Raw genomic sequence first — 24544 nt, forward strand, 5'->3', positions numbered from 1 at the left:
GAAATTAATTAAAGATAAATTTGTCTTTTATATAAAACCTTTCTATCTTTGTCAGGAATTAATTAAGGATGTATGTTTTCAAAAGCGTGTGAATATGGAATAAGGGCTTCAATATTTATTGCAACCAAATCTTCAAAAGGGATTAGAGTTGGGATAAAAGATGTCGCGAAAGAGATTGATTCGCCAGAACCCTTTACAGCCAAGATTATGCAGATTTTAACCAAAAACGGCATAATTAATTCGACAAAAGGAGTAGGAGGCGGATTTGAAGTTTCGCCAGAGGCAGCAAAATCGATTAAATTAATTCAGATTGTAGATGCTATTGATGGAAACAAAATTTACAGCGGCTGCGGAATTGGATTAAAAGAATGCTCAGAAGAACATCCTTGCCCGGTTCATCACGAGTTTAAGAAAATACGAGGATTGCTGTTAGAAATGCTTAAAAATACAACTTTAGAACAGCTAGCTTCTGATGTAAAATCGGGAGATTTCTTTCTCAAAGCGACAAATGCGAACAATTAATATTATTAAATATCTTAAAAATGAATACAAAAACCAAAATTTCAGTATTAATCCTAATGGGATTTTTAGCAGTTACTTCTTGTGGTAAAAAAGAAACAGCTCCAGCTGAATCAACAGAAACAACCGAAACATCTACCGAAGGTGAACCAGCTCCAACAGCTGCTCCGACAGAGGAAAATGTTTTAGTTATTGAAGGAAATGACCAAATGCAGTTTAATACAAGTGAATTGAAAGCTGTTGCTGGAAAACCAATCAAATTGACTTTAAAGCATGTTGGTAAAATTCCGAAAGAAGCAATGGGACACAATTTAGTGATTTTACAAGAAGGGACAGATCAAGCTGCTTTTGCTTTAAAAGCTAATGATGCCAAAGCAACTGATTATATTCCAGAATCTGAAAAAGCTTCGATCATTGCACACACTAAATTAATTGGTGGTGGAGAAGAAGATACAATCGAGTTTACAATTGATAAAAAAGGATCATACCCATTTATTTGCTCTTTCCCTGGTCACGTAGCCATGATGAAAGGTGTATTAATTGTTGAGTAAATAACATAAACTCCAAATGCTGTAAATAGGTTTGGAGTTTTTTTAAAAACAAATAAAAGACATTTTTATCTTTTATTAATCAATTTCCCCCAAAAGAAATGAAAAGAGAAAAAAAATTATGGATAGTTTTTGCATTGGTAATGAGTATGTCATTTGCCGTGCTTGGTTATTACGGTTACGAGATTTATCAGCAGGCACCGCCAGTTCCAAAAGAAATTGTAACCGATTCTGGTAAAGCTGTCTTTAGCGAAAGCGAAATTAAAGACGGACAAAATATCTGGCAAAGTATAGGAGGCCAGGAAGTGGGATCTATCTGGGGGCACGGCGCCTATGTGGCCCCAGACTGGACCGCAGATTGGCTACACAGAGAAGCCGTTTTTATATTGGATATCTATGCAAAGAAAGATTTTAATCAAAAATATGATGAATTGGATGCCGAAAAACAATCGGCTCTAAAAGTTCGTCTTCAGAAAGATTTAAGAACCAATAGATATAATGCTGAAACAGGAGTGCTGACCATTTCTGAAAACCGTTTAGCGGCAATTGAGTATTTAAGCGAGTATTATAAAGGTCTTTTTACAAATGATCCTCAATTTGATAAGTTGAGACAAGAATATGCGATTCCGAAAAACTCTATTAAAGATGTTGAAAGAATGCATAAAATGAATGCTTTTTTCTTCTGGGCAACTTGGGCAACAGTTACCAATCGTCCTAATGGAGATATTTCTTACACACACAACTGGCCGTCAGATGAATTGGTTGGAAATACCGCTACTACAGAGCTTTTAGCTTGGTCTGGAGTAAGTATTATTTTATTGATTTTAAGTGTTGGAATCTTAGTTTTCTATCATGCAAAATCTGGTGAAGAGGAAGAATTTCCGCTGCCAAAAGAAGATCCGCTTATCAAGCAGGGCAAAACCAAATCTATGGGATTGGTAACCAAATATTTCTGGATTGTGAGTCTGCTGATGGTTTTACAAATGGTTTTCGGAATTATTACCGCGCATTACGGAGTGGAAGGAAATGGTTTATACGGAATTCCGATTGACAAAATTCTGCCTTATGCTGTAACACGTACATGGCACACACAATTGGCCATTTTCTGGATTGCAACGGCTTGGTTGGCAACAGGATTATATATTGCGCCAGCAGTTTCGGGTAAAGATCCTAAATTTCAGTGTTTTGGTATCAACTTTCTGTTTATTGCTTTATTGATTATTGTTTTAGGATCAATGGCTGGACAATGGTTTGGAGTAATGCAAAAACTAAATTTAGTGCAAAACTTCTGGTTCGGACATCAAGGTTACGAATATGTTGATTTAGGTCGTTTCTGGCAGATTTTCCTTTTAGTGGGATTGTTCTTGTGGCTGGCTTTAATGGTTCGTCCTTTGATTCCGGTTTTAAAGAAAAAGACAGAAGAAAAAAACTTAATTATTTTGTTCTTAGTTTCTTGTTCGGCAATTGCCATGTTCTACGGAGCAGGATTAATGTGGGGAAGACAAACCAATCTAGCAATTGCAGAATATTGGAGATGGTGGGTAGTGCACCTTTGGGTTGAAGGATTCTTTGAAGTATTTGCAACAGTTGTAATCGCCTTCTTGTTTGTTCGTTTAGGATTATTAAAAACGAAAACGGCGACTTTAAATGTGCTTTTTGCAACCATTATTTTCATGTCTGGAGGTATTTTAGGAACATTCCATCACTTATATTTCTCTGGAACACCAACAGCAATTATGGCTTTGGGGGCAACATTCAGTGCTTTAGAAGTGGTTCCGTTGACTTTAATCGGATTTGAAGCATATCAAAACTATAAAATATCAAAATCAACGCAATGGATTGCCGATTATAAATGGCCAATTTATTTCATGATTTCTGTGGCCTTTTGGAATTTCCTTGGAGCCGGAATCTTCGGATTCATTATTAATCCGCCAATTGCATTGTATTATGTTCAAGGCTTAAATACAACGCCTTTACACGGACATACCGCATTGTTTGGGGTGTACGGAATGCTGGGAATAGGTCTGGTACTATTTGTACTAAGAAGTTTATACCGAAATGTAAGCTGGAATAATAAGCTGTTAAAAATTACTTTCTGGTCTCTAAATATTGGTTTATTCCTAATGGCAATTCTAAGTTTATTACCAATTGGAGTTTGGCAGGCAATTGAGAGCATCAATCACGGAATGTGGTACGCTCGTTCATCAGAATTAATGCAGCAGCCAACAATGATTACTTTAAAATGGCTTCGTGCTATTGGAGATTCTATTTTCGGAATCGGATTTATTACAATGGCTTGGTTTGTATTTGAACTGACATTAAAAAACAAAAAATAAAATACACAAAATATAATATTGATTATCATGGAAAATTTAAAAAACAAAACAATAGGATCGTTTGTAGCTGAAGATTTTAGAACGGCTGCAGTATTTTCAAAATATAGAATAGATTTTTGCTGCAAAGGAAACCGAACAGTTACTGAAGTATGCGAAAAACAAAATATTGATGCCGATACTTTATTGGAAAATGTGTTGCAAGTTGTACAATCAGAAAACAGCGGAACAATTGATTTTAATTCATGGCCCTTAGATTTATTGGCAGATTATATTGAGAAAACGCATCACCGTTATGTAGAAGAAAAAACAAACGTTTTACTTCCGTTTTTAGATAAATTATGCAAAGTGCACGGTGCAAATCATCCAGAATTATTTAAAATAAACGAACTGTTTATTGGCTGTGCAGGAGAATTATCTCAACACATGAAAAAAGAAGAATTGGTTTTATTTCCATTTGTGAAAAGAATGGTGAAAACAAAAGAATCTGACGGAATTTTATCTCAACCTTCTTTCGGGACAGTTTCAAATCCGATTGCGATGATGATGCATGAACACGATAATGAAGGCGAGCGTTTTAGAGAAATAGCTGCGTTGACAGATAATTACACTCCGCCAGCAGATGCTTGCACAACTTACAGAGTAACTTTTGCAATGCTGAAAGAATTTGAAGCAGATTTGCATAAACACATTCATTTGGAAAATAATATTTTGTTTCCAAAAGCTGTGGCTTTAGAAAAAGACTTTGTTGAAGTAGAATAAAAGGTTAATTTTAATAGTGGAAAAAGCACCGATAGAATATCTAAAGATGATAGTTATCGGTGTTTTTTATTTTGAGAAATGTTATTTTTAATTCAAATTAAACACATAGAAGCATAGATTTATAAAACTCAAAAAAGATGATTTTAGAAAATCTAGATTTTCACACATAGCTATGTGTATTTATGCAAGTGAAACGCCTTTTAAGCATTTGCAAAATCTAAGTTTCTATGTGTTTAAAAATAAAAAACTATGAATTCACAAAAGAGCTGGATACTTTGCTGTTTTTTTAATTTTCTGATTGCCTGCGTTTTCGGATTATTAATGCGCTTTATGTATCTCTTTCCCTTAGATTTTTTAAACTATAGTTTTTTGCTTCACGCACATTCACATGTTGCTATGTTAGGCTGGGTTTATTTGATCGTTTATGTTTTGATTGTTCATTTTTTTATTCCGAAAGAAAAAAGGCAGAAACCTATTTACAATCGGTTATTTTGGCTGACTGAATTTTCTGTTATCGGAATGATGATCGCTTTTCCTATTCAGGGCTACGCGTTGTTTTCGATTGTATTTTCGACAATGCATATTGTACTCAGTTATATTTTCTGCCGTTTGGTTTGGAAAGACAGTTTAAGAGATAAATCTCCATCGCAAAGACTTTTGTTGGTTTCGATTCTATTTATGATTTTATCCACTTGCGGAGTTTGGTGTCTTGGTCCTGCGGTAAGCACTTTAGGAAAACAGAGTGCATTTTATCAGATTGCCATTCAGTTTTTCCTGCATTTTCAGTTCAATGGCTGGTTTATTTTAGCGATTTTAGCTTTGTTTTTAAAACAATTTCAAGAAAAGATTGATGAGGTAAAATTTAAGAAGTTTTACTTTCTAATGATTGCTTCTACACTATTAACGCTTTGTTTTCCAGTTCGCTGGTTTATAGAAAATGATATTTTGAGTTATATTAATGTTTGTGGAGTTATAATTCAATTGTGCGCTTTTATTTATTTCTATAAAATGTTGCAACCGCAAATAAATCATTTCAAAAGTACTTTAGATAAAACGACTAAAATGGTTTATAGTTTGGCTTTGTGTTCTTTATTTTTGAAAGTTGGAATTCAAATGCTGACTATTTTCCCAAACTTAGCTGAAGTTTCACATCAAATTAGAAATTTTGTTATTGGATTTATTCATTTAACAACTTTGGGAATCATAACTGGATTTTTGTTTGGAATTCTGCTTCAGAATAAAATACTTTCTTCCAATTCTGTCCTATTAAAAATAGGAGTGAAGGTTTTTATTTTGGGATATATTTTGACAGAAGTGTTACTATTTCTTCAAGGCTGGTTTTTCTTTTTTGGAGAAGGAAGTATTCCAGGATATTTTCAAAATATTTTGATTTTTAGTATTCTTTTGGTTTTGGGATTGGTTTTAATGATGAGTTCAATAATTAAGCGATATTCATATTGTCACAGTAATTAACCCCCTGAAAGGACAATATATTTATAACATATTTTTAAAGATTCGGAGAAGCGAAATATTTATAGAAAACGTTTGGCTAAGACAAAAAGCTCCAGCGGAGCGACATATTTATCAGGTTAACAAATTATAATCCTAATATGATTGTATAAATATGTCGCTCCGCTGGAGCTTTCTATGTAGGTAATTTAGATTTTTTTATAAACATTTCGCTTCTCCGAAGCTTAACTTAGCTTTTAAATAAAAAACAAGAGGCAATTTCTGCATAGAAATCGTACTCTTGTTTCTTACTAATTAACCTATTTATCTATTGAAATTTTAATTTAAACACATAGAAACATAGATTTTGAAACCTAAAAAAAAAGGCGTTTCACTTGCATAAATACACATAGCTATGTGTTAAAAATCTAGATTTTTTTAAATCATCTTTTTGTATTTTTTTAATCTATGTTTCTATGTGTTTAAAAATTGAGTGTCTATATTTTTCCTGCTTCCAAATTTATTGCTTCAATTGTTTTTTCATTATTTACGCCTAAACCTTCTTGTTGAAATACCAATTCTCCTTCTGGATTAAAGACACTTATAATATTTGAATGCGAAAAATCTATTGGAGAAATTTTTTTGTAATTTACTGCTAAGACAGCTGCAAATTCACGAGTGTTTTCTTCAGTTGAACGAAGGAAAATCCAAGGATCTTGATTCATTTTATTTTCACTTGCAAACGATTTTAATCTTTCGGGTGTATCTGTATTCGGATCAATACTAACCAAAATCAATTTGACATGTTGTTTCGTCTTTTTCTCCAGTTTTGATTCTATATCCCGCATATCGGCAACTAATCTTGGGCAAGCCGATTTGCAACTGGTATAAATCATCACCATTACCAAAACATTTCCTCTAAGTGATTTTAATTCAATATCTTTTCCATCTTGTGTTGTCCATTTAGAAGGCAGATTGTAAATTGATAAATCGCTGATTTCCTTTTTTGTTTCTGCTTTTACTTCTTTTTTATCAGACTCTTTGCAACTGTAAAGCGAGAATAAGAGAAGAAAAGCAACTGCTATTTTTTTCATTATAAAATAATTTTAAATTAGATTTTCGGTTTTGTCGTGCTGGCACATCTAAATCCAAGATTTCGCGTAGAATACTGTGCTTTCAAGCTTCCTCTGAATGCATAGCGCATAAATGCGGCATAATCCATTAAATCGGATGCATTTACAGAAGCGCTTCCGCAGAAAAGATTTTTATCGGTGCTTTTATCTTTTCTTGATTCTCCCGATAAAAAGATACTATTGAAATCAGAGGTCCATTCCCAAACTAAACCGTGCATATCGTAAACTCCCCAATAATTTTTAAAAGTTTTTCCAATTTCATTTTCATACGTTCTCGATTTCTCATACCAAGACAAAATATATTCGTTGAATTCTTTTTTGGTCCGTGCATCGATTTTTCTGGTGTCGGCCATTGCTACATATTCCCATTCATCCATTGTCGCTAATCGTTTTCCTTGACATTCACAGTACTTTTTTGCTGCAAACCAAGATACACTTGTTACTGGCGATTTAGGATTGGCATTTCCAAAATGAAAATCATTTGTCCAATAAGACAAATAGCTTTTATCAGCGAAAATTCCTTTAATCTTAGATTTTTGATAAGAAGGATTTTTTTTGACGAATTCTAAAAACTCACTATTGGTTACAGGATAAATGTCTATGTAAAAAGGTTTTACTATAACAGGTTTTTGAGAAACAGCTCCATAAAGAGGGACATAAGATCCCTCTTTTATGAATGCCATCCCTTTTTCCTGAGCCTTCATGACACTAACCGCAGAGAAAAAGAAAATTGTAAGTATGAAAATGTATTTTTTCATTCTAGGAGTTTTACTGTTATCTTAAAGCTTTAACCATTTCTGGTGTGACTTCTGTTTTATTGTTACCCCAGCTATTATAAATGTAAGTCAATACATTTGCGATTTCATCATCAGATAAATTCTGAGCAGGCATTACGTTGTTGTATTTTTTACCGTTAACGGTTACTTCTCCAGTTAAACCATGAAGAATTGTTTTAATTGCACGTTTAGAATCAGCATTTAAATAATCTGATTTTGCTAGAGGAGGAAAAGTACTTGGAATTCCTTGTCCTTCAGATTGATGGCAAGCGAAACATGTTGTTCCAAAGATTTCTTTACCAATTTTAACTTTCTCTTCAACGGTACGTTTCGGAACTGCAACTTTTGCAGTTGAGGTTCCTGGCATTTTTTGTATTGTTCCGCCCTCAGGCAAGTAAATACCCTCTTGAATGGTTCCTGAGTAAATGTTTTTATTTTCTTTTCCTTCAACTTTAAGCATTCCCAAAGCCCCTTTATTAAATGCTCTAAAAATAGAGTGATCAACTAAAATGAAAGTTCCCGGAGTTTCTACTTTAAAATCTACAATTGCCGCACCACCAGCAGGAATTAAAGTAGTCTGAACATTTTTATTTACTGTACTTCCTCCTTCAACATGCACATTGTCAAATATTTCTCCAATAACGTGAAAAGAAGAAACTAAATTAGGTCCGCCATTTCCAACAAACAAACGAACAGTTTCGCCTACTTTTGCGGTTAATTCACCACCATTTGTTAAAGCACCAACTTTTCCATTAAAGACAACATAATCAGGAGTTTCTTTTACCGCTTTGTTCATGTCAAACGGCTGAAGACCTTTTGCACCATATTCGCCTTGAGTATAAAAATCACCCTGCATTACATAGTATTCTTTATCAACAGGAGGAAGTCCGCCTTCTGGTTCAACCAAAATTAATCCGTACATACCATTTGCAATATGCATTCCCACAGGAGCAGTAGCACAATGATAAACGTATAATCCAGGATTTATAACTTTAAAGCTGAATACTTTTTCGTGTCCTGGAGCTACAAGAGATGAGGTTGCTCCACCGCCTGGACCAGTTACAGCGTGTAAATCGATATTGTGAGGCAATTTGTTATCAGGATGGTTTTTTAAGTGAAATTCAACTTCATCGCCAACACGAGTTCTAATAAAGCTTCCTGGAACAGAACCTCCAAATGTCCAATACGTATATTTTACTCCATCAGTCATTGTTCCTTCTTGTTCTTTAATTTCCATGTTTAGTTTCAGTTTCATCGCTGTTCTGCTTCCGACTGGTTTAGGAACATGAGGAGGAGCGGTAAGTTCGGCATCCATTTCTCCTTCAGTCATAATATTTGCATACGACTTGTCTTCATTTTTTTTGCAGCTTCCTAAAATGAGCAACATAAATAACGTGCAGATAAGAAAGCTCGTTTTAATCCAGATTTTGATAGTTCTTTTCATGATATATTTAGATTTAGTTTTGCGTTAAATTTCTAAACAAAAATAAAAGACTTCTTTGTCTTTTATTATGATATTAATCATGTTTTTACACAATTACAGAGTTAAGGGACTTTTTGGGGATTAAATAAATAGATGTAAAATCTTATATTTCTTTTGTGACCGAATATTTTTTAATAAAAATAATTGAGGCTCTTCATTTTAAATTAATAATGATTATTTTTGCTCGCTGATTAAGTAAAAAAAATTACTACATATATTATGGTAAAAGATTTATTCGAAAGAATTCAGGACAATAAAGGACCTTTAGGAAAATGGGCTTCTCAAGCAGAAGGTTATTATGTTTTCCCAAAGTTAGAAGGAGAGTTGGGTCCTAGAATGCAATTTCACGGAAAAAATATTTTAAACTGGAGTTTAAATGATTATTTAGGTTTAGCCAATCATCCAGAAGTTCGTCAGGCAGATACTGATGCAGCGATTCAATTTGGTGCAGCGTATCCGATGGGAGCTCGTATGATGTCTGGACACACTACGTACCACGAACAATTAGAGAATGAATTAGCAGAATTCGTAATGAAAGAATCTGCTTATTTATTAAATTTTGGTTACCAAGGAATGGTGTCTATTATTGATGCTTTGGTTACTAAAAATGACATTATTGTTTATGATGTAGATTCACATGCTTGTATCATTGATGGTGTTCGTTTGCATATGGGTAAACGTTTCACATACAAACACAATGATTTGGAAAGTATGGAGAAAAACCTGCAGCGTGCTACTAAAATGGCAGAAGAAACAGGCGGAGGTATTTTATTTATTACTGAAGGTGTTTTTGGAATGCGCGGACAGCAAGGAAAATTAAAAGAAATTGCTGAATTAAAGAAAAAATACAATTTCAGATTATTAGTAGATGATGCTCACGGTTTTGGTACTTTAGGTAAAACTGGTGCTGGAGCAGGTGAGGAGCAAGGAGTTCAAGATCAAATTGATGTTTACTTCTCTACTTTTGCAAAATCTATGGCTAACATCGGTGCTTTCGTAGCGGCTGATAAAACAGTTATTGATTACTTGAAATATAATTTACGTTCTCAAATGTTTGCTAAAGCTTTACCAATGATTCAAACAATTGGTTCTTTAAAACGTTTAGAGTTATTGCGTAAATCTTCTGCAATTAAAGACAAACTTTGGGAAAACGTAAATGCATTGCAAAGCGGTCTTAAAGAAAAAGGATTTAACATTGGAGATACTAATACTTGTATTACGCCAGTTTACTTAGAAGGAAGTATTCCGGAAGCAATGGTAATGGTAAACGATTTAAGAGAAAATTACGGAATTTTCCTTTCTATTGTGGTTTATCCAGTTATTCCAAAAGGAATTATTTTGTTAAGAATGATTCCAACTGCCTCTCACACTTTAGCCGATATCGAAGAGACTTTAACAGCATTTGAAGCGATCCGTGAGAAATTGGTTAACGGAACTTATAAAGAAATTGCTGAACGTACAACTGTTGACGTTTCGTAAATTCTCATAAAAATAGATTTCCTTAAGTGGGAATTATGTAAAAAAATCCATTCGTTCTACGAATGGATTTTTTTTTATTTGAGGTAACTTTATATCATAATCACAAAATAAAAATAAAGAATTATGAAAAAAGTACTAACACTAATAGCTGTACTTTCCCTGTCAGTTTTTGCTTCTTGTAAAAAAGAAACAACGACGATAGAGCCGGTACAAATTACACCAAGTCCGCCAAAAGAAGCTGAACTTGTAGAGCCTGCGGGAGATCAATGTTATGCTTGGCGACTTAACGGAAGTATTATAGAGATGAGTTTTAACGTTAATTCCCATCAGGAAGTAAATGGAAAGCTAAGCTATAATCTGGTTGGAAAAGATAAAAATGAAGGAACCTTAATAGGGAACATGAAAGGCGATACTTTAATTGCTGATTATACATTTAATTCGGAAGGAGTTTCATCTGTAAGAGAGGTTGCTTTTCTGCAAAAAGACGGAACTTTTATTGAAGGGTACGGCGATGTGGTAACCGCAAATGATAAGGTTTCATTTAAAGATAAATCAAAACTGAAATTTGATGCAAAAAATAGTTTGGTAAAAGTAGATTGCAAAGTAGAATAATGATGTGTTTTATAAAAGTGAAAAATCCATTCGTTTGGGGGCGAATGGATTTTTTTTATAGTTAATTTTCTAAAACTGAAAACTGTGACCGTGACTAAAAACTAAAATTAAAGATCCTTCAAATAAGTTTTTCTCTGACAGTGAATAGTAGGGTCAAAGTTTTTCCAAAGCAAATGGATTGCATTATTTTCTAATAATTCTGGAGTTCTAATGCAATTTCTAATTCCTTTTTCTGAAAAAGTTTTGTAATATTCATCAAAAATTAATGCCGTTACACCTTTGTTCTGATAATCTGGATGGACACCAATTAAATAAAAAACAACATCTTTACTGTGTTTTTTAGCCTTTAACAATTGTAGAAAACCAAACGGAAATAATTTTCCTTTTATTTTTTGCAATGCTTCTGTAAAACTTGGCATTACAATGCTAAAAGCGACTAAATTATCATCTTTATCAACAACAAACTTAATATATTCTGGATTGATGAAACTGATATATTTCTTTTTGAAATATTCTTTCTGTATATCAGAAATCGCTACAAACGAAGCAAGTTTTTCGTAAGATTCATTAAACAAATCAAACATTTTGTCTACGTGAGGCATAATGTCTTTTGTTTTGGTAAAAGTTAGAGATCTTACTTCGTAACGTTTTTTGATTAAAGCCACAGCTTTCTGAAAGAACTCTGGTTTTACGTTTGAAAAAGGGAAGATACTTTCGATATATTGTTTTTCAACCTGAAATCCTAATTGTTCAAAATGAGTTACATAATAAGGATGATTATACCAAGTAATCATAGTCCCAACCTGATCATAACCTTCGGTAAGAACACCAACTTTATCTAGATTTGAGAATCCCATTGGGCCTTCAGCATGCTCTAAGTTGTGTTTTCTTCCTAATTCATAAACTTTTTCTAGAAGTGCTTTTGTAACTTCAATATCATCAATTACATCAAACCATCCAAAACGAACTTTTCTCTTGTGCTGATTATTAACTTCAGACCAATTAATAATGGCAGTAATACGTCCAACAATTTTATTGTCTCTGTATGCTAGATAAAAATAAGCTTCAGCATTATCAAACGCAGGATTTTTAGTTTTATCAAAAGATTCCAACTCGTCTGAAATGATAGGTGGCACCCAATACGGATTATCCTTGTATAATGAGAAAGGAAATTTAATGTATTCGGTTAATTCTTTCTTGCTTTTGGCTTCTTTAATTGTAATCATTAGGTGGTATTGAGAGTCCTTAAAAAGGATCTAGTTATTATGTTTTTATTCGTATTTTGCTTTACGTTTTCTTTCTTTTTCCTGATAATCAACTTTTTTCTCGTTGTCAGGATTCTTTTTAGCTCTATCTGCGGCTTTATTTTCAATTTGTTTTTCTTTGTACCATCCGTCATAACGCCATGATACTCCAACGCCTCCATATACAATAGATGGGGTGTTTTTGAAATTAGTACTTATAGAAGCATCAACCTGCATATTTGAAGACAGCAAAAAAGCAGCTCCTGCACGAAGGATTGAATCACTATAAAAATCACTTTTATGTCCTTGGTTTTCAATAAAACCAGACCATCTATCATTAAATCCGTGCGTCAAAGTTAAGATATATCCGTAACTTGGATAGTCTGTACTGATATAATCTGCAAAAATATTAGTTACAAACACCCAAGATCCGCCTCCTAACAAGTTTTGCGTGATCAATGAAACTTTAGGTGAAATTTCGCCATCTGGAGAAAAATAGTAAGGATTATTTGCGCCAACAAAATTAGCTCCAGCAAAAACCGAAACCGCTGGAATTAATTCGCGCCATTGAAAATTACGATTGGCTTTATAGCTGTAAATGTTTACTTCTCTCTTATAGTTTTTGTATGGATCATAAATAAGATATTTAGCTCCTAAAACCGTTTGTCTGAAATTGTTCTTTTTATAGCTAGTATACGGAGTGTCAAAGTTTTCTGTTTGGTATTGTAAATCAACAATAAATTCTAGTTGTTCTAAAAAAGCTCCATATCTTAGGGTTAAATCTGTACCAAATCCGCTGGCATCATAATCTAATAAATCGTGCTTTTCTTTAATTCCATAAACACCAAGTTCAGCTTGAATTACAGATTTTCCGACAGCATATGCTGACATGGTTTCTCCTGGGCGGTTGGAATTAATAACATCAGTATATTGTGCAAAAAACAGTTGTGGAATAAAAAAAAGTACCGGGGCAAGTAAGTTTTTAATTTTGGACATATAATTTTTTTTGGATTAAAAAATAATAACGCATTTCAAATGTACATATTTTATTATTTATTTAAGATTCATATTTTATTTTTAAGGAATGGATTTATTAATTTTGGAAAAAAATATATAGTTATGCAAGAAGCATCATTTTCAGGTTTGTTTAAGACCATCATGTGGGTTATAGCTTTTTATTACATTTTTAAATTTTTAGCTAGAATCTTTTTGCCAGTATTGGTTAAAAAGGCGGTAGAAAATGCTAGTGAAAATTTTCAAAGACAGCAACAGCAGTATAATCAAGGCAATACGTATCAGAACAATCAACATACAAGTAATAATGATGAAATAATCATTAATACCGCTAATGCTAAAAACCCGCGCGAAACCAAAAAAGTGGGAGAGTATGTCGATTACGAAGAAATAGATTAGATTTGTGTCCTGAAAATTTAGGATTCATTTTAACCCAAACTAGCCAAAATTGAAAATAGTAAATAAGTTCTATCCGCATGCCCTTGTTATCTTGGGCTTTATTTTTGTTTCGTTAATTTATTTTTATCCAGTTCTGCAAGGAAAACAAATCTTCCAGTCTGATATTGCTCAATACACCGGAATGGCAAAAGAGCAAAACGATTTTAGAGCAACGGAAAATGCTGAACCTTATTGGACAAACTCTGCTTTTGGAGGTATGCCAACCTATCAGCTCGGAGCAAATTATCCAAACGATTTTATAGGCAAAGTCGATGACGTACTACGTTTTCTTCCGCGTCCAGCAGATTACTTATTTTTATATTTCCTTGGTTTTTATGGCTTATTATTGGTTTTAAAAACAGATCCTTTGAAAGCCTTTATAGGTTCAATTGCCTTTGGTTTCTCCACTTATATGATCATTATTTTAGGGGTTGGGCATAATGCCAAAGCGCACGCTATTGCTTATATGCCTTTGGTAATTGCAGGATTTATACTCGTCTTTCAGAAAAAATATATTTGGGGAGGTTTGCTCACCATGTTTGCTGTGGCACTTGAAATTAGTGCTAATCACTTCCAAATGACCTATTATTTATTGATATTCTTATTGATACTTTCAGGTTATTTTGCTTTTAATTTTATCAAAGAAAAAGATTTTAAAGGACTTTTAATTTCTTGTGGAGTTTTACTAGTTGCAGGGATTTTTGCCTTAGGTGCCAATGCAGGTAATTTAATGGCAACCAACGAATATGCTAAATACAGTATCAGAGATAAAAGCGAGTTGACTTTTAATCCAGACGGATCTAAAAATGAAACGACTGCTTCTATGACGACAGATTATATTACAGAATATAGTTATGGTATTGCGGAAAGTTTAAATTTAATTGCACCAAGAATTTTTGGAGGTTCAAGTCACGAAAACGTGGGTACAGACAGCCGTATGTATGCATTTATGCTTGAGCAAGGAGTTCCTGCATCTCAAGCTCAGGATTTTGTTTCTGGAATGCCAACGTATTGGGGAGATCAGCCAATCGTTTCTGCACCAGCTTATATTGGAGCTGTAGTTTTCTTTTTAGCAGTTTTAGCTTTATTTATAGACGAAAGAAAAATTAAATATGTTTTTCTTACCGGAGCACTTTTTACTTTAGTGCTTTCTTGGGGTAAAAACTTCTCTTTATTGACGAACTTTTTTATTGAATATGTTCCGTTGTATGATAAATTTAGAGCGGTATCTTCAATTCAAGTTATTTTAGAATTATGTTTCCCTGTTTTAGCTGTTATGGGATTACAGTCATTCTTTAAAGCTAAAGACGAACCAAAATTACAGCAGAAGGCATTAGTTCAGACCGGAGTTTTTGGTTTAGGTGTACTTGTTATTTTATTAATAGCAAAAAGTTTCTTCCATTTTACAGGAACAAGCGATCAATATTTCTTAGAAAGCTACGGGCCAGATTTCGTTGATGCTTTAAAAGAAGATAGAATTACGATGTATTATGCAGATTTATTGCGATCTGGATTTTTAATTTTAATCACTTTCGGACTTTTATATTGCTCTTTAAAATATGAAAAAATAATTATCCTCTTAAGTTATATATTATTATTAGGACTTGCATTGTTGGGAGTATTCTTTGTTTTTATAGTGATTGGAGAAAAAACTTTATTGACTATAAAAGCATTTGTTCCTTTAATTTCATTTTTATTAGCTTATTTTGTTTGGAGATTAATTTCTATAAAGGAAAATAATCAACTAGGAATTGTTTTAATAGGTATTCTATTGATTTTTGACTTATTCTTTGTGGATAAAAAATATGTTTCGGCTAAAGATTTTGTGAGTCCAGTTCAGATTGCGGCACCATTTCAAGAAACACCTGCAGACAGTCAGATTTTAAAAGACACATCGATTTACCGTGTATTTGATCTTCAGGGACAATTACAAGGAAGATCTTCTTATTTCCATAAAACAATTGGTGGATATAGTGCTGTAAGACCAAGAAGAATGCAGCAATTGTACGATTATCAAATTGCTAAAAATAATCTTGAAGTGCTTAATATGCTTAATGTTAAGTATGTAATTCAAGCAGATAAAGAAGGAAATCAAATTCCTGCTGTTAATCCAGATGCTAACGGAAATGCTTGGTTTGTGGGTGCAGTAAAACTGGTAAATAAACCAGATGATGTAATGAAAGCGTTGAATACTTTAGACACTAAAAAAGTAGCAGTTTTCAATGTTCACGAGCATGAAAGTAAATTCCAAAACGCGAGATTAAAGAAAGCTTTTGACACAACAGGAACAATTAAAGTTGTTACTTATAAGCCAAATTATATCAAATACAAATCTGAAAATAACGGAGAAGGTTTAGCTGTTTTCTCTGAAATGTATTATAAAAATGGCTGGAACGCTTATATAGACGGTAAATTAACAGATCATTTTCCAGTTGATTATGTTCTAAGAGCAATGGAAGTTCCTGCTGGAAAACACACTATTGAATTTAAATTTGAGCCTCAGATTATTAAAACTGGAGGAACAATTACTTTAATAAGTTCAATTGGAATGTTGTTGCTTTTAGTTGGAGGGATTTATTTTGAAAAATTCTACCGCAAAGATTCGCAAAAAAGTCACAGAGATACTCAAAATAATTAAAAAAATCTTTGCTATACTTAGTGTTGACTTTGTGAATCTCTGTGTAATTTAAATATGGAACAAAAAAAACTTTTAATAATTACCTATTATTTTCCACCTGCGGGAGGGCCTGGAGTACAGCGTTGGCTGAAATTTGTAAAATATCTGCCTGAATTTGATGTACAACCAATAGTTTATGTTCCAGAGAACCCAACTTATCCAATTGTTGATGAAGGTTTGGTAAGTGAAATATCAGATAAAGTAATTGTTTTAAAGAATAAAATTTGGGAGCCTTACCAATTGGCTTCCATTTTTTCGAAAAATAAAACCAAGAAAATCAGTTCGGGAATTTTTCCACAAAAGAAAAAACAGACTTTCTTGGATAAAACATTTCTTTGGGTTCGAGGAAATCTTTTTATTCCAGATGCTCGTGTGTTTTGGGTAAAACCATCAGTTTCTTATTTAGAAAAATACATTCAGGAAAATAATATTGATACGATTGTAACTTCTGGACCTCCACACAGTTTGCACTTAATTGGTTTAGAATTACAGCAGAAATTAAAAGTGAAGTGGTTTGCCGATTTCCGTGATCCTTGGACAACAATTGGATATCATAAAGCGCTTAGATTATCTTCTTATGCCGAAAAAAAGCATAAAAACTTAGAATACAAAGTGCTTAATTCTGCAGACGAAATCATTGTAACAAGTAAAACTACAAAAGCTGAATTTGAGGCTATTACTGATAAGCCAATTACGGTAATCACAAACGGTTACGATGTTGAAACTGTCGAAAAACAGACGCTAGACACTAAATTCACTTTAGCCCATATTGGTTCATTCTTATCTGATAGAAATCCACCATTTTTATGGGAAGTTTTAGTTGAATTATTGCAAGAAGTTCCAGAATTTAAGACGCATTTAGAAATAAAATTAATTGGAGCAGTAAGTCAAGAAGTTCTAGATGCTATTCAAGAACATCAATTAAATGATTATTTGAATTTGGTGGGGTACGTTTCTCACAAAGAAGCCGTTTCGCATCAACGAAAATCTCAAGTTTTACTTTTAATAGAAATTAATTCTGAAGATACTAAAAGCATTATTCCAGGAAAATTGTTCGAATATATGGTCTCAAACCGTCCGATAATCGCTATCGGGCCTCAAGGTTCAGACTTTGCCGATATCGTTACGCAGACCAATACAGGAGTATTTTTTGATTATTCTGAGAAAGCGAAATTAAAAAGTGTAATTTTGGACTTTTTTAATCAGTTTTTGGAGGGGAAATTACAATCGCATGGGATTGGTTTACAGCAATATTCGAGAAAAAACCTAACCAAACAATTAGCACAGCTGATTAGAGGATAATCATTTAAAAATAAAATACAATCTAAACTCAAGAAATGGGTATTGTCTTAAATCAGTCTTTTAAAAACACTATAATTACATACATTGGTTTTGGTATCGGAGCCATTAATACATTATATCTTTATCCCGTATTTCTTGGGGCAACTTATTACGCATTAACCAATTACGTTACTTCTGCTGCAAACGTAATTATGCCTTTGTTTGCAATCGGAATGCAGAATACGCTTGTAAAGTTTTATTCGCAATATGAAACAGAAGAAGAAAGAGAGCAGTTTTTGTCTTTTACAGCACTGTTTCCCATTTTAATGTGTATTCCGTTAGGACTTATCGGAATCTTCTTCTACGACGATATAACCGATTTTGTTTCTAAAGAGAACCCGGTTGTTCGTGAGTTTATGCTCCTTATTCCGTTTATTGGAATCTGCATGGCCTATTTTGAAATATTTTACGCTTGGGCGAGAGTACACATGCATTCTGTTTTCGGAAACTTTATTAAAGAAGTCGGTTTAAGACTGCTTTCTACATTTGCCTTGATCGGATTGTATTTCAATTGGATCAGTCTGGTTGAGTTTGTTTATGTAACGGCGGGTATTTATTTTCTGGCTTTTATTGTCACCATGTTTTATGCATTTTACATAAAAAAGCCTAATTTCCAGATTACAATACCACAAAATGTAAAAAGTGTAATGGAGTATACTTTTTATATTATCTTGTCAGGAAGCGTTGCCAATTTGCTTCTAGATGGAGATAAGCTGATGCTGAATCAATACATGAAGATTGAAAATATTGCTTATTATTCAGTTGCTACTTACATCGCTTTGGTTATTTCGGTGCCAAGTCGTGCCATGCATCAGATTGTGTATCCGATTACGGCAAAGTTAATGCATGAAAACAAACACGACGAATTGAATCAGCTATACAAAAAAACGTCAATTAACTTACAGATTGTCGGTGGATTTGTAATGCTGTGTATTTTTGTGAACATTCATCAATTGTATGAATTGGTTCCAAAAGAATACAGCGGAGGTATTTCAGTTGTATTTATGATTGGTCTTTCTAAGTATTTTGACTTGATTTTAGGAAATAATAATGCTATTATTTTTAATACCAAATATTACCGTATGGTATTGTATTTAGGATTAATGCTTGTTGTTCTGACCGTAATTTTAAACATGATATTTATTCCGATTTTCGGGATTTTTGGTTCTGCCTTTGCAACACTTTTGTCTATTACTTTATATAGTTTGGCAAAACTGCTTTTTGTGGTAAAAAAACTTCATTTATACCCTTTTACAAAACAGACTATTCATTCGATGCTCTTAACTTTTGCATTGTTTTTATTGTTTTATTTTTGGGAATTCCCGTTTTTTCAATTAATCAGTATTGCTTTAAAATCGATATTAGTAACTATTTTATATCTGTATTTGAATTATAAATTTAAGATTTCACCAGATATCAATAATGTTATAGATTCAATTTTTAAAAAATTAGGTTTTAAAATTTGATCTGATTTTTCTGTAAAAAAGAAAGTAATTTAAAAATCGTAGCTTTTTTGTTTTTATATTTGTTAGAAAGGATAACTAATTTATTTCTAATAGAATATGAAAATAAAAGTACTTAGGTTATTAGCTTTGTTTTTTGTCTTGTTTTCTTTTTCGGTAATCGCCCAGAATAATAATCTGAAAAACCAAGAAAAAGAATCTGCAACAGTAAAACTAAAAGGTTATCCTGTTAAGCCTTTTAATGATACAATTTTTTTTATTTACCATAATGTTGGCTCCTTTTCTGCAAAAGAACGGGCTCAATACATTACTAATAAAATTAAGAGATTGTACAATGAGTCTTTTTTTGAAAAAGATTCTATAAAAGTTATTCCTTCTGATGTTTCTATGGATATTGTATATCAAAGCGATTTGGTGATTATGTCTGTTTTGGAAGCCGATGCAAAAGCCGAAAACAGCACGGTAAGCGCTATTGCCAATCGCAATTTGGCTAAAATTAAAAGTGCAATAATCTATCAGAATGAAAATTATTCGCAGCTTCCTAAACGAATTGGATATACAGTATTATTAACTCTTATAATTGGATTAGTCTTATTTTTGATATTGAAAGTTTTCAATTTCATAAAAAGATATATCGTAAAAAATAGAGCTAGGTATTTTAAAGGAGTCAGTTACAATTCAATTAATATATTATCTCCAGACAAACAGTTGTTTTTGTTCCTTCGATTTTTTGGGATTATAAAAATAATTACGCTTATTTTAATCGTATATCTTTCGCTTCCTGTTTTGTTCAGCATATTTCCTGCCACAAAAGACTATACAACAACATTGCTCAAATGGATTTTAACGCCAGCTAAATTGGCTTTTATGGGATTTATCAGCTTTTTGCCAAGCTTGTTTACCATAATTGTAATCATCATTATTTTTAAATACTCTCTTAAGGTAATTAAGTTTTTCTTTTATGAAATAAAATCAGAAAACATTAAAATTGATGGCTTTTATAGTGATTGGGCATTACCGACATTCAACGTGATCAGACTTTTAATGTACGCTTTTATGCTGGTGATTATTTTTCCGTATTTGCCAGGTTCAGATTCACCTATTTTTAAGGGAGTTTCTGTATTTGTCGGAGTTTTATTCTCACTTGGTTCTTCTAATGCCATTGCCAATATGGTTGCAGGTTTGGTTATTACCTATATGCGTCCGTTTAAAATAGGGGATTTTATAAAAATTGGTGATGTAAGCGGAGAAGTAATTGAAAAAACGGCCTTGGTCACCAGAATCAGAACACCAAAATTTGAAGATATAACAATTCCAAATGCTACCGTTTTGTCAAGTACTTCAACCAATTATTCGGCAAATACAAATCAGTCTACAAACGGATTATTAATACATACCACAGTGACAATTGGATATGATGTTCCTTGGAAAGACATTTATGCCGCCTTGATTGATGCCGCTTTAAAAACGGAAATGACAGAAAAAGAACCTAAACCATTTGTATTGCAAACCAGTTTAGATGATTTTTATGTTTCGTATCAAATAAATGTTTATACCAAAGAACCAACCAAACAACCTAGGATTTATTCTTCACTTCATCAAAATATTCAAGATTCTTTTAATGCTGCAGGTATAGAGATTATGTCGCCTCATTACAGTGCTTTACGAGATGGAAACACAACAACAATTCCGCCTAATTATTTAAAAGAAGATTATGAATCTCCCGTTTTTAATATTAAAAGCAAAGGTTAAATAATTGATAACGAGTAATTAAATTTAAAACTTTAACACATGGATACTTTGTAATTAATTGAATAAAAATTAACTTTATCATGAATGTTTGTCAGTACTTTGCTCAAAATTCAGTTTTTTTTCTAATAAAACGACTAGATGTAGGTGTTTATTTATTGTTAGGAATTAAATAGTTTTGAAGGAAATTACGAATAAAGTGTAACCAGAATTAATTGTAGATTAGAAATTATGAAGTACAATCATCTCAGCCATGAACAAAGCATGCAAGTATTTTCTAATATGATATCAACCAAAGTTCATAATGGATTTACTTTAGAAGAAAGAAATGATGAATTGCTTTTCGCAGTTTTATCTAAAGGTGGTAAAGTGGTTAATCACAGTTTGAATTTTTTGATTTTTTGTTTAACTCTAGGTTTATGGTCATTTGCATGGCTGTACTTAACCTTTGAAGCTTCAAAACAAAAAAAGATTTTAGTAGCTATTGACGAAGATGGTCTTCCTTTTGAGGAAAGATGTTTGGTAGCATAAGAAAGCTAAAAAACGAGAAATAAATAAAGCCATAAATGCAAATTAATCAATTGCATTTATGGCTTTGTTATTTAAAAACGAGTAAGATTTATAGTTTGTCTTTTAAGTAAACTCCCGTTACCGATTCTTTTACTTTTACAATATCTTCTGGGGTTCCAGATGCCAATAAATGACCTCCATTTTCTCCGCCTTCTGGACCTAAATCGAGTATCCAATCGGCGCATTTTATTAAATCTAGGTTATGTTCGATTACAATGATCGAGTGTCCTTTATCTATTAATGCATCAAACGAAGCCAAAAGCTTTTTAATATCATGAAAATGAAGTCCAGTCGTAGGCTCATCAAAAACAAATAATGCTTTATCTTTTGTTGCTCCTTTAACTAAAAAGGAAGCCAATTTAATACGCTGTGCTTCTCCACCAGAAAGTGTAGAAGAAGATTGCCCTAATTGAACATATCCTAAACCTACATCTTGAAGAGGCTGCAATTTTTGAGTGATTTTAGCCTGTTTGTTTTTTTCGAAAAAGGCAATCGCATCGTCAATTGTCATGGTAAGAATGTCATTGATATTCTGATTGTCAAAAGTAACCTCTAGAATTTCTTTTTTAAATCGCTTTCCACCACAAGTTTCACAAGGTAGCGAAACATCGGCCATAAAGACCATTTCGACATTGATAGAACCTTCTCCTTTACAAGTTTCGCATCGTCCTCCGTCAACATTAAAAGAGAAGTGTTTCGCCTGATAACCTCTTATTTTTGATAATTTTTCTTTAGCATACAAATCACGAATATCATCATATGCTTTGATATAGGTAACTGGATTTGATCTTGAACTTCTTCCAATCGGATTTTGATCTACATACTCAATATGCTTAATTTGCGAAAAAGATCCAGAAATTTCAGTAAATTGTCCTGCTTTTTCAGAGGCGCTTTCCAGTTTTTTCTGTACCGCAGGAAACAAAATCTTCTTAATTAAAGTACTTTTTCCGCTTCCAGAAACTCCTGTAACAACAGTTAGAACATCTAATGGAAAAGTAACATTAATATTCTTTAAGTTATTTTCGCGTGCGCCAATAATATCAATATGATTTTTGAATTTTCTTCTTTTCTTTGGAACAGAAATTTCTAAATCGCCATTTAAATATTTTGCGGTCAAAGAATCAGATTTCAAAATTTCATCATAAGTTCCTTGTGCAACCAATTTCCCTCCAAAAGTTCCAGCTTCGGGACCAATATCAATAATCATATCGGCAGCTTTCATAATATCTTCGTCATGCTCGACCACAATTACGGTGTTGCCAAGATCACGAAGAGAAAGCAATACTTTAATTAGTCTTTCAGAATCTTTGGGATGCAGACCTATACTTGGCTCATCCAAAATATACATCGATCCAACCAAACTGCTTCCAAGCGAAGTTGCTAGATTAATACGCTGAGATTCTCCTCCAGAAAGTGTAGCAGAATTTCTATTTAAAGTAAGATAATCCAATCCAACTTCGGTTAAAAAAGATAAACGATTATTAATTTCAACCATCAAACGTTTAGCAATCTGCTGTTCGTACTGATTTAATTCAATGTTTTTGAAGAAAGTAACCAAATGCTTAATTGGTAAATCTACCAAGTCAGAAACCGTTTTTCCGTTTATTTTTACGTAAGATGCTTCTTCGCGCAGACGTTTGCCTTTACAAATATGACATTTTGTTTTTCCGCGGTAACGCGAAAGCATTACACGATTTTGAATCTTATAATTTTTTTCTTCCAATTCTCTGAAGAAATCATTAAGTCCTTGAAAATACTGATTTCCAGTCCAAATTAAATCTTTCTGTTCGTGTGTTAATTGAAAATAGGGTTTGTGAATTGGGAAATCAAATTTATAAGCATGTTTGACCAATTCATCTTTGTACCAGCTCATGCTCTCGCCACGCCATGGATAAATAGCGCTTTCATAAATGGATAATGAAGTGTTCGGAACAACCAGATCAGCATCAATGCCAATTATATTTCCATAACCTTCACAAACAGGGCAAGCTCCATACGGATTATTGAAACTGAATAAATGCACATTTGGCTCTAGAAAAGTTATTCCATCAAGCTCAAAATTATTCGAATAAGAAAATCTCTTTTCGGCATTTAATTCTTGAAGATAACAAATTCCTTTTCCTTCAAAAAAAGCAGTTTGTACAGCATCAGCCAGACGGTTATAAAATTCTTCTTCCTCTTTTACAACAATACGGTCAATGATCAATAAAATATCTTTATTGTCTAATTGATGTAAATCTGAAGCAGAAAACTCGTCTAAACGAACCATTTCATTATCAACCAAGATACGGGCAAAACCTTGCTGTAAAAGCACTTTTAGTTTATCTTCTAATTGTCTGCCTTCTTCAAGATGAATAGGAGCAAGAAGTAACCATCTGCTATCGAGTGGAAGATTTTTAACGTCGGAAATAACATCTGTAACGGTATTTTTTTTGACTTCCTGCCCAGAAATAGGAGAGTACGTGCGTCCAATTCTCGCAAACAAAAGTTTGATGTAGTCGTAAATTTCTGTAGAAGTTCCTACAGTCGAACGGGCGTTGGTTGTGTTAACCTTTTGCTCAATAGCAATTGCAGGTGCAATGCCTTTAATGTATTCTACCTTTGGTTTGTCTAAACGGCCTAAAAACTGACGCGCATAAGAGGATAAACTTTCTACGTAACGTCTTTGTCCTTCGGCATATAAAGTATCAAAAGCTAAACTCGATTTTCCTGATCCTGAAAGACCTGTAATGACAACCAGTTTATTTCTCGGAATTACAACATCTACATTTTTTAAATTATGTACCTGTGCTCCTTTAATTATAATATTTGATTTTGGATCTATTTTAGAAAGGTCAATTTGCATAAAAAAGTCAATTTTTACAAAAGTAATCAATTTTGAATTGGATTTAGTTAAGGATTTAGTTCCAAATCTTAACTATTTTAATCTTTTAGGATTCTTTTTTGAACTGCAT

General features: G+C 32.9%; 19 protein-coding genes. 13 read left to right on the forward strand and 6 right to left on the reverse strand.

The window, feature by feature from the left end; all coding sequences use genetic code 11:
* Window positions 1-72 precede the first annotated feature (72 nt).
* The 5 genes from QLQ95_RS15955 to QLQ95_RS15975 all read left to right on the forward strand — a co-directional run bounded on the left by QLQ95_RS15955 (window position 73) and on the right by QLQ95_RS15975 (window position 5635).
* Window positions 73-522 (forward strand): RrF2 family transcriptional regulator, encoded by a 450-nt coding sequence (locus QLQ95_RS15955; RefSeq protein WP_250835402.1) that lies wholly within the window; start codon window positions 73-75, stop codon window positions 520-522.
* 20 nt (window positions 523-542) lie between these two features.
* Window positions 543-1070: an azurin gene (gene azu, locus QLQ95_RS15960; protein ID WP_095929953.1), complete on the forward strand. Its 528-nt coding sequence runs from the start codon at window positions 543-545 to the stop codon at window positions 1068-1070.
* A gap of 98 nt (window positions 1071-1168) precedes the next feature.
* Complete coding sequence (locus QLQ95_RS15965; protein ID WP_482500588.1) at window positions 1169-3403, forward strand: nitric-oxide reductase large subunit; 2235 nt, start codon at window positions 1169-1171, stop codon at window positions 3401-3403.
* A gap of 27 nt (window positions 3404-3430) precedes the next feature.
* Window positions 3431-4162 (forward strand): iron-sulfur cluster repair di-iron protein, encoded by a 732-nt coding sequence (ric, locus tag QLQ95_RS15970; protein WP_095929955.1) that lies wholly within the window; start codon window positions 3431-3433, stop codon window positions 4160-4162.
* 249 nt (window positions 4163-4411) lie between these two features.
* Complete coding sequence (locus tag QLQ95_RS15975; protein WP_320495233.1) at window positions 4412-5635, forward strand: hypothetical protein; 1224 nt, start codon at window positions 4412-4414, stop codon at window positions 5633-5635.
* Window positions 5636-6108: 473 nt separating this feature from the next.
* On the opposite strand, the gene QLQ95_RS15980 is transcribed toward QLQ95_RS15975, so the two are convergent.
* From QLQ95_RS15980 to nirK, 3 genes are read right to left on the reverse strand one after another with little or no spacing between them, the layout of a single operon-like run.
* A complete protein-coding gene (locus tag QLQ95_RS15980; protein WP_428237619.1) occupies window positions 6109-6705 on the reverse strand; it encodes an SCO family protein in 597 nt (198 codons plus the stop codon).
* A gap of 17 nt (window positions 6706-6722) precedes the next feature.
* Complete coding sequence (locus QLQ95_RS15985) at window positions 6723-7502, reverse strand: formylglycine-generating enzyme family protein (RefSeq protein WP_095929958.1); 780 nt, start codon at window positions 7500-7502, stop codon at window positions 6723-6725.
* Between the two features lie 16 nt (window positions 7503-7518).
* Window positions 7519-8964, reverse strand: coding sequence for a copper-containing nitrite reductase (gene nirK / locus QLQ95_RS15990; RefSeq protein WP_095929959.1), 1446 nt, complete (start codon window positions 8962-8964; stop codon window positions 7519-7521).
* A gap of 258 nt (window positions 8965-9222) precedes the next feature.
* On the opposite strand from nirK, the gene capB reads away from it, so the two are divergent.
* Window positions 9223-10482, forward strand: coding sequence for a cysteate-C-fatty acyltransferase (capB, locus tag QLQ95_RS15995; protein ID WP_095929960.1), 1260 nt, complete (start codon window positions 9223-9225; stop codon window positions 10480-10482).
* Between the two features lie 123 nt (window positions 10483-10605).
* Window positions 10606-11094 carry a hypothetical protein gene (locus tag QLQ95_RS16000; protein ID WP_320495230.1) on the forward strand — a complete coding sequence of 163 codons (489 nt, stop codon included), beginning with the start codon at window positions 10606-10608 and terminating at the stop codon, window positions 11092-11094.
* A gap of 107 nt (window positions 11095-11201) precedes the next feature.
* Here the strand turns inward: QLQ95_RS16000 and QLQ95_RS16005 are convergent, their stop codons facing one another.
* Window positions 11202-12320 carry a GNAT family N-acetyltransferase gene (locus QLQ95_RS16005; protein WP_320495229.1) on the reverse strand — a complete coding sequence of 373 codons (1119 nt, stop codon included), beginning with the start codon at window positions 12318-12320 and terminating at the stop codon, window positions 11202-11204.
* 45 nt (window positions 12321-12365) lie between these two features.
* Window positions 12366-13334, reverse strand: a complete 969-nt coding sequence (locus QLQ95_RS16010) for a transporter (RefSeq protein WP_320495228.1) — start codon at window positions 13332-13334, stop codon at window positions 12366-12368.
* A gap of 123 nt (window positions 13335-13457) precedes the next feature.
* Between QLQ95_RS16010 and QLQ95_RS16015 the strand changes: the two genes are divergently transcribed.
* The 6 genes from QLQ95_RS16015 to QLQ95_RS16040 all read left to right on the forward strand — a co-directional run bounded on the left by QLQ95_RS16015 (window position 13458) and on the right by QLQ95_RS16040 (window position 21551).
* On the forward strand, window positions 13458-13751 hold the full coding sequence (locus QLQ95_RS16015; RefSeq protein ID WP_095929994.1) for a DUF4834 family protein: 294 nt from the start codon (window positions 13458-13460) through the stop codon (window positions 13749-13751).
* A 49-nt stretch (window positions 13752-13800) separates the two neighbouring features.
* Entirely contained in the window at window positions 13801-16428 is a 2628-nt protein-coding gene (locus QLQ95_RS16020; RefSeq protein ID WP_482500592.1) for a YfhO family protein, read from the forward strand.
* A 54-nt stretch (window positions 16429-16482) separates the two neighbouring features.
* Window positions 16483-17769, forward strand: a complete 1287-nt coding sequence (locus QLQ95_RS16025; protein ID WP_482500594.1) for a glycosyltransferase family 4 protein — start codon at window positions 16483-16485, stop codon at window positions 17767-17769.
* A gap of 35 nt (window positions 17770-17804) precedes the next feature.
* The gene (locus tag QLQ95_RS16030; protein ID WP_482500596.1) at window positions 17805-19274 is read left to right on the forward strand and encodes an oligosaccharide flippase family protein; all 1470 of its coding nucleotides are present in this window, start codon (window positions 17805-17807) and stop codon (window positions 19272-19274) included.
* A 96-nt stretch (window positions 19275-19370) separates the two neighbouring features.
* Window positions 19371-21023 carry a mechanosensitive ion channel family protein gene (locus QLQ95_RS16035; protein ID WP_482500598.1) on the forward strand — a complete coding sequence of 551 codons (1653 nt, stop codon included), beginning with the start codon at window positions 19371-19373 and terminating at the stop codon, window positions 21021-21023.
* A gap of 228 nt (window positions 21024-21251) precedes the next feature.
* Window positions 21252-21551 carry a hypothetical protein gene (locus tag QLQ95_RS16040; protein WP_172426902.1) on the forward strand — a complete coding sequence of 100 codons (300 nt, stop codon included), beginning with the start codon at window positions 21252-21254 and terminating at the stop codon, window positions 21549-21551.
* Between the two features lie 88 nt (window positions 21552-21639).
* On the opposite strand, the gene uvrA is transcribed toward QLQ95_RS16040, so the two are convergent.
* Window positions 21640-24435 (reverse strand): excinuclease ABC subunit UvrA, encoded by a 2796-nt coding sequence (gene uvrA / locus QLQ95_RS16045; RefSeq protein WP_482500600.1) that lies wholly within the window; start codon window positions 24433-24435, stop codon window positions 21640-21642.
* Window positions 24436-24544 lie beyond the last annotated feature (109 nt).

The sequence above is a fragment of the Flavobacterium sp. B330r genome (assembly GCF_056824325.1).